The following is a 7,870-nucleotide window of genomic DNA, read 5'->3' as shown; positions in this document are numbered from 1 at the left end:
CAGGGCACAACAAAGCTGGGAGAGGATTTGAGCAGTCCCTATAGTTTTAGCTGGAGCAATGCATCGGCAGGCACCTATTCATTAACGGCCAGGGCCACCGACGATAAAGCTGCGGTCACTATTTCTACGGCAGTAAACGTCACAGTTTCCGATTCTACCAATACCCCTCCTACGGTTTCCATCACGGCTCCTGCCAACAATGCTGCTTTTATTGCCCCTGCCACTATTGTCATTGATGCTACAGCCTCGGATACCGATGGTACGATCAGTAAAGTTGAATTTTTCCAGGGTACAACAAAGCTGGGAGAGGATTTGAGCAGTCCCTATAGTTTTAGCTGGAGCAATGCAGCGGCGGGCACCTATTCATTAACGGCCAGGGCCACCGACGATAAAGCTGCGGTCACTATTTCTACGGCAGTAAACGTCACAGTGTCCGATCCCACCAATACACCACCTACGGTTTCCATCACGGCTCCTGCCAACAATGCTGCTTTTATTGCCCCTGCCACTATTGTCATTGATGCTACAGCCTCTGATACAGATGGTACTATAACCAAAGTTGAATTCTTCCAGGGCACAACAAAGCTGGGAGAGGATTTGAGCAGTCCCTATAGTTTTAGCTGGAGCAATTCAGCGGCAGGCACCTATTCATTAACGGCCAGGGCTACTGATGATAAGGCTGCGGTCACTACTTCTGCAGTCGTTTCAGTGACAGTAAATCCCGACCCGGGAGGCTTTGGGTGTCCGTGCACGGTGTTTGAACCTACGGCTGGCCCTACTAACCAACTTTGGAATGATGGTCAGGCATTGCAACTGGGCATGAAGTTTCGCTCTTCTGTAAATGGTTTCGTCACGGGAGTTCGTTTCTTCAAGCAGGCCGGCAACACAGGCACGCATATCGGCCAGCTATACAGCAGAACAGGTAGCTTATTAGCACAGGCTACCTTCACCAACGAAACCGCTTCAGGCTGGCAGGAAGTGGCACTTTCCTCCCCAGTTGCCATAAATGCCAATACGACCTATGTTATTTCTTATCACAGCAGCTCCGGTTTTTACTCTGCTTCAAACCCATTCTTCAACAGTGCGACGGTAAAAACCCCTCTTACAGGTTTGCAGAGTGGTACAGATGGCCCTAATGGTGTATACAGATACTCCGGCACCCCTGCATTTCCTAATCAGAATTATCAAAGTGGTAACTATTGGGTAGATGTGGTATTTGATACGAGCAATCCCCTTAAAACAACTGCTACTTCGGTAGTTTCTTCAGTAAAAACAAGTGTATCGCAAAGTTCTGATCCACAACCAAAGGATGTTCTAAAAGTTTATCCAAACCCATTCTCCGAAATAGCTTATATAGATTTTGTACTACAAAATGGAGGTGAGTATGTGATTAATCTGTATGACGGAAAAGGATCTTTTGTTGCCTTACTAAAAAAAGAACAAACCCAGGCAGGCCAAAAAAATCTGATAGAAATAGATGGAAGGGGCTTACCTAGTGGAATCTATCTGGTTAGGTTACAGAGTCAAAAAGGCACTCAAACTTTCAGAATCGCGATTAACAGATAAAATTAATTTAAAAAACAAAAGAGTTGTAGCTTCTTTCAGATAGAACTGGAGCTCATTATTTATAAATCTTAAATTTAAATTTATGAAATCTTTATTTTCTGGTATTTCCATATTCATGATCGTTATAATGATTTCCTGCTCCTTTTCAGCGTTTGGACAGACAAAATATAATGTGTTGATTATAGATGGTCAAAACGATCATCAGAATTGGAAGGAAACTACTCAAATAATGAAAATTCATTTGGAAGAAACGGGTTTGTTTTCTGTAGAAGTGCTAAGAAATTATCCCTCAGAAGGGGGTGCTTTAGATAGCTTTAAACCAGATTTCACAAATTATCAAGTAGTCGTTTCTAATTACAATGGGTATTCCTGGCCAAAAGAAATTAAAAATGCTTTTGAAGAATTTGTGAACAATGGTGGGGGACTAGTTATTGTCCACGCAGCAAGTAATGCCTTTCCAGATTGGACGGCTTATAATAAAATGATAGGGGTGGGAACTGGTAGAGACCCAGAAGTTGGGCCAATCGTTTATTATGATGAAGAAAAAGAAAAACCAGCGCAGATTCACAATGCAAAAGGGGGAGGCTACCATACAAATAAATCTTCGGTAAAAATGAAAGTAAAAAATAAAAATCATCCAATTACAAAAGGTTTGCCTGCTACCTGGATGAATGAAGAGGATCAAATCTATCAGGAACTTCGAGGTCCAGCCGAGAATATGGAGATATTGGCAACTGCTAAGACCCCATTAGAAAAGAAGGGTTCTGGCCGGAATGAACCTGTAATGATGGTAATAAACTATGGGCAAGGGAGGGTGTTTCAAACTACTTTAGGCCATGATCTTGAATCTCAACGAGGGGTAGGCTTTATTACAATTATACAAAGAGGGACAGAATGGGCAGCATCAGGAAAGGTTACCCAAAAAATTCCTAAGGATTTTCCAACTGAATAAAAAGGGTACAACCATCCTTAATTATTATTTCTTTCTGAAGAAGATCAGGTCATTTAAATAAGAGGACAAAAAACTATAAGAATTTCCCTTTAAAAATAATAGTAATATCCTCGATAGTGAATATTGTGTTGGGATTTAAAAAATTCAATCCAATTATGTTTGACATTTTGATATAGGGATTAATTACTTAAAAAAAGGAGGAAAGGAAATTTCTAATCATTTTTTACCCTTGGAACATATTATGGGAGAATAACTGAATTGTCAAGCGTGTCTTTTGAAACTCTAGTTTTCCATTTTCATAAAAATGCTAAGAGAAAGTCTTTCAGTGTGGAAATTCGGGAGGTTTGATACTTCCCCGGGATACGGGAGTCAACTTTTGACTCCTAAAAAGAAGCCTACGAATTATTAATGTTTTATAACTGATAAAGCAATTAAAAAGTGGTGAGCCTTTGTAATGAGATTTCAAGTCTTCAAATACCATTCGCTAATCAACAATTTTTTCTCAAAAAGTTTATTAATTCTTAGGATTTATAATTTTCTTCAAGAAAAGAATCAAATTACAAGAAATGAAAGGACTTTAAGTCCGGTATTTTAGCAAAAATGCAAGGTGATCAAATAATAAAAAAGTTATGAAAAACACAACTACTTCCGTTCATTTTCATAAATATATAAATTGCACCATTTTGGAAATTATTAGAAAAGATATAAGAACCAAAAGGCAAAATTTCTATATGGTTATTTCTGGCAAAATCAGGGAAGGACTTTTCTTTTTAATTCTTCTTTTGAGTGTTATTTTTTCTGAAGTTATAGCTCAAAATGCTATAGTTTTAGAAAATGCTAAGCCAGGTAATCCTGCTTCTGAATGGCAGATCAGTGGAGCAGGGGATCCCACGATTCAGGGTTATGCTACAGATATTAGCTATAATAAAGGGGAAACCGCTCGGTTTAAGATTAAAAGCAATGCCAATGCTTACACAATTAACATATACCGACTCGGTTATTATCAGGGAAATGGAGCAAGACTTCAAGGAAGTGCGACATTAACAGCAACTTTGCCCCAATCCCAACCAAATTGCCTTACAGATTCAAATACAGGTTTACTGGATTGTGGAAACTGGACACAATCTGCTACCTGGAATATTCCAGCATCTGCAGTTTCCGGATTGTACCTCGCTAAATTAACCCGAACTAATAATGGAGGCTCAAGTCATATTGCATTTATTGTCCGTGACGATACCAGTAATTCTGATATATTGTTCCAGACCTCCGATGCTACCTGGCAGGCTTATAATGTATATGGAGATAACAATAATGGTAAAAGCCTATATACAGGTTCTGGCGGAAAAGCCGTAAAAGTGAGCTATAACAGGCCTTTTATTACGCGTGATGGTGGAGGAGGTGGAGGTCCTTCTGAAGACTGGCTATTCAATGCTGAGTATCCCATGATTCGTTGGCTGGAGGCAAATGGTTATGATATGACTTACACTACAAATGTGGATAGCGACAGAAGGGGTAATCTTATAAGAAATCATAAGGTTTTTCTTTCTGTAGGACATGATGAATATTGGTCAGGAACCCATAAGGCAAATGTTTTAGCTGCCCGAAATGCAGGAACTCATATGGCCTTTTTCAGCGGTAATGAAGTCTATTGGAAAACGCGCTGGGAAAATAGCATAGATGGAAACGGGGTTTCTCACCGTACTTTGGTTTGTTACAAGGAAGGAACCTTGGGGGAAAATACTTGTGGAGGCAAATGTGATCCAAGTCCTGAATGGACCGGATTGTGGCGTGATGGCTGTACATTTGCAGGTGCCGGTGGCTGTCAGCCGGAAAATGCACTCACAGGACAGATTAGCTGGGAATTGTCTGATGCCTCTTTGGAGGTTCCAAGTGAATATAAAAATTTGCGGTTTTGGCGTAACACTAGTGTTGCTAATTTGAGTACTGGACAAAAAGCTTCCTTTACTTATGGTACTATTGGTTACGAATGGAATTCAGAACAGGAACTTTACCGTTCTTCTTATCCTAACGGAAGGATTTTACTTTCCCGAACAGTTATAGGAGGAAAAGTTCATAATATTTCTCTTTACAAGCATAATAGTGGAGCATTGGTTTTTGGGGCAGGTACCGTTCAATGGTCCTGGGGTCTGGACGGAAATCATGATAGGGGTAATGCGGCACCGAGCTTAGATATGCAACAAGCTACCCTTAACCTGTTTGCAGATATGGGAACGCAGCCGGGAACCAGACAACCCGGCTTAGTCGCGGCAACTGCTTCTACAGATACTCAGGCCCCTGTTACTGTTATTTCATCTCCCGTTGATAATGCATCTTCACCAGTAGGTGTGGAACTTACTATAACCGGAACAGCATCAGATAATCAGGTTTTGGCAGGTGTGGAGGTTTCCACTGATGGGGGAAGCACTTGGAGTCTGGCTACTGGCAATTCAAATTGGTCGTATAAATGGACCCCAACAGTTGAAGGAGCAGCTACAATTCAAAGCAGGGCTTTTGATGATTCCGGTAATATGGGAGCACCAGTTATTGTGAATTTAAATATAACAGGACAGGTAATAAACTGTCCGTGTACGGTATTTGAACCTACAGCTGGCCCTACTGGACAACTTTTGAATGATGGTCAGGCGCTGCAATTGGGCATGAAGTTTCGCTCCTCAGTAAATGGTTTCGTCTCGGGAGTTCGTTTTTATAAGCAGAGTGGCAACACAGGGACACATATCGGCCAACTATACAGTCGCACAGGTAGCTTATTGGCACAGGCCACATTCATTAACGAAACCGCTTCAGGCTGGCAGGAAGTAGCATTTTCCTCCCCCGTTGCCATAAATGCTAACACGACCTATGTAATTTCTTATCACAGCAGCGATGGTTTTTACTCAGAAACCAATCCATTCTTCAACAATGCATTGGTAAAGCCCCCTCTTACTGGATTGCAGAATGGTACAGATGGTCCTAATGGCGTATACACATACTCTGCAATACCTGCATTTCCCGATCAGAATTTTGAAAGCAGTAACTACTGGGTAGATGTAGTATTTGATACGTACCCAACCACCAATAATCCTCCTACAGTTGCCATCACGGCTCCTGCAAACAATGCGACCTTTACTGTCCCTACCGCTATAGTTATTAATGCTACAGCAGCGGATAGCGACGGTTCTGTAAGTAAAGTTGAATTCTTCCAGGGTACAACGAAGCTGGGAGAAGATTTGAGCAGTCCCTACAGTTTTACATGGAACAATGCAGCGGCTGGCACCTATTCATTAACAGCTAGGGCTACCGATGATAAGGCTGTTGTCAATACTTCTGCAGTTGTTTCTGTGACAGTAAATCCCGACCCGGGAAGCTTTGCATGTCCATGTACGGTATTTGAACCTGAAGCTGGTCCTGCTGGTACAATTGTGACTGATGGTCAGGCGGTGCAACTAGGTATGAAGTTTCGCTCTTCGGTAAATGGTTTTGTCTCGGGAGTTCGTTTTTATAAGCAGAGCGGCAACACAGGGACGCATATCGGTCAGCTGCACAGCAGCACGGGAAGCTTATTGGCGCAGGTCACCTTCACCAACGAAACCGCTTCAGGCTGGCAGGAAGTAGCATTTTCCTCCCCCGTTGCCATAAATGCCAACACGACCTATGTAATTTCTTATCACAGCAGCGATGGTTTTTACTCAGAAACCAATCCATTTTTCAACAATGCATTGGTAAGGCCCCCTCTTACTGGTTTGCAGAGTGGTACAGATGGCCCTAATGGTGTATACACATACTCTGCAATCCCTGCATTTCCCGATCAGAATTTTGAAAGCAGCAACTACTGGGTAGATGTGGTATTTAATACGTTCACAACTACCAATAATCCTCCTACAGTTGCCATCACGACTCCTGCAAACAATGCGACCTTTACTGCCCCTGCCGCTATAGTTATTAATGCTACAGCAGCGGATAGCGACGGTACTGTAAGCAAAGTTGAATTCTTCCAGGGTACAACGAAGCTGGGAGAAGATTTGAGCAGTCCCTACAGTTTTACCTGGAACAATGCAGCGGCTGGCACCTATTCATTAACAGCCAGGGCTACCGATGATAAGGGTATGGTCAATACTTCTGCAGTTGTTTCTGTGACAGTAAATCCCGACCCGGGAAGCTTTGCATGTCCGTGTACGGTATTTGAACCTACAGCTGGCCCTACTGGACAACTTTTGAATGATCAGAGTCAGGCGCTGCAATTGGGCATGAAGTTTCGCTCTTCGGTAAATGGTTTCGTCGCGGGAGTTCGTTTTTATAAGCAGAGTGGCAACACAGGGACACATATCGGCCAACTATACAGTCGCACAGGTAGCTTATTGGCACAGGCCACATTCATTAACGAAACCGCTTCAGGCTGGCAGGAAGTAGCATTTTCCTCCCCCGTTGCCATAAATGCCAACACGACCTATGTAATTTCCTATCACAGCAGCGATGGTTTTTACTCAGAAACCAATCCATTTTTCAACAATGCATTGGTAAAGCCCCCTCTTACTGGTTTGCAGAGTGGTACAGATGGCCCTAATGGTGTATACACATACTCTGCAATCCCTGCATTTCCCGATCAGAATTTTGAAAGCAGCAACTACTGGGTAGATGTGGTATTTAATACGTTCATAACTACCAATAATCCTCCTACAGTTGCCATCACGACTCCTGCAAACAATGCGACCTTTACTGCCCCTGCCGCTATAGTTATTGATGCAACTGCCTCGGATACCGATGGTACTATATCCAAAGTAGAATTCTTTCAGGGCACAACAAAGTTGGGTGAGGATTTGAGCAGTCCTTACAGTTTTACCTGGAGTGATGTTGCGTCAGGCAACTATTCATTAACAGCTATAGCAATAGATAATTTAGGAGCAGCGACAACTTCAGCTTTAGTGAACATTAGTGTCAATGCACCTCCTGCAGTAGCTATTACAGCACCTTTAAACAACGCAAGTTTTACTTCACCTGCAGCTATCACGATTGATGCAACTGCTTCAGATAGCGATGGTACTATATCCAAAGTAGAGTTCTTTCAGGGGACAACAAAGTTGGGAGAGGATTTGAGCAGTCCATACAGTTTTACCTGGAGTGATGTTGCGGCAGGCAATTATTCATTAACAGCTATCGCAACAGATGATAAAGGAGCAGCGACAACTTCAGCTTTAGTGAACATTACTGTCAATGCACCTCCTGCAATAGCAATCACAGCCCCCTTAAACAATGCAAGTTTTAATTTTCCAGCCACTATAGTTATTGATGCAACTGCCTCGGATACCGATGGTACTATATCCAAGGTGGAATTCTTCCAGGGCACAACAAAATTGG

The 7,870-nt window shown here is 42.3% G+C and carries 3 protein-coding genes; all 3 read left to right on the top strand.

Features of this window, described 5'->3' with window-relative positions:
* Positions 1-1,566, top strand: a 1,566-nt coding sequence (locus GILLI_RS09615) for a DUF4082 domain-containing protein (RefSeq protein ID WP_006988916.1), incomplete at its 5' end; no start/stop codon positions are given.
* 82 nt (positions 1,567-1,648) lie between these two features.
* Positions 1,649-2,518 carry a ThuA domain-containing protein gene (locus GILLI_RS09610; protein WP_006988915.1) on the top strand — a complete coding sequence of 290 codons (870 nt, stop codon included), beginning with the start codon at positions 1,649-1,651 and terminating at the stop codon, positions 2,516-2,518.
* 629 nt (positions 2,519-3,147) lie between these two features.
* On the top strand, positions 3,148-7,870 hold a 4,723-nt coding region (locus tag GILLI_RS17720), incomplete at its 3' end, for a DUF4082 domain-containing protein (protein WP_006988914.1).

The sequence above is a fragment of the Gillisia limnaea DSM 15749 genome (assembly GCF_000243235.1).
Taxonomy (GTDB): domain Bacteria; phylum Bacteroidota; class Bacteroidia; order Flavobacteriales; family Flavobacteriaceae; genus Gillisia; species Gillisia limnaea.
This window is presented reverse-complemented; position numbering and strand designations above follow the sequence as displayed.

Excerpts from the sequence above, each read along its gene's own strand:
- GILLI_RS09610 (WP_006988915.1), top strand. The coding sequence starts at position 1,649 with ATGAAATCTTTATTTTCTGGTATTTCCATATTCATGATCGTTATAATG.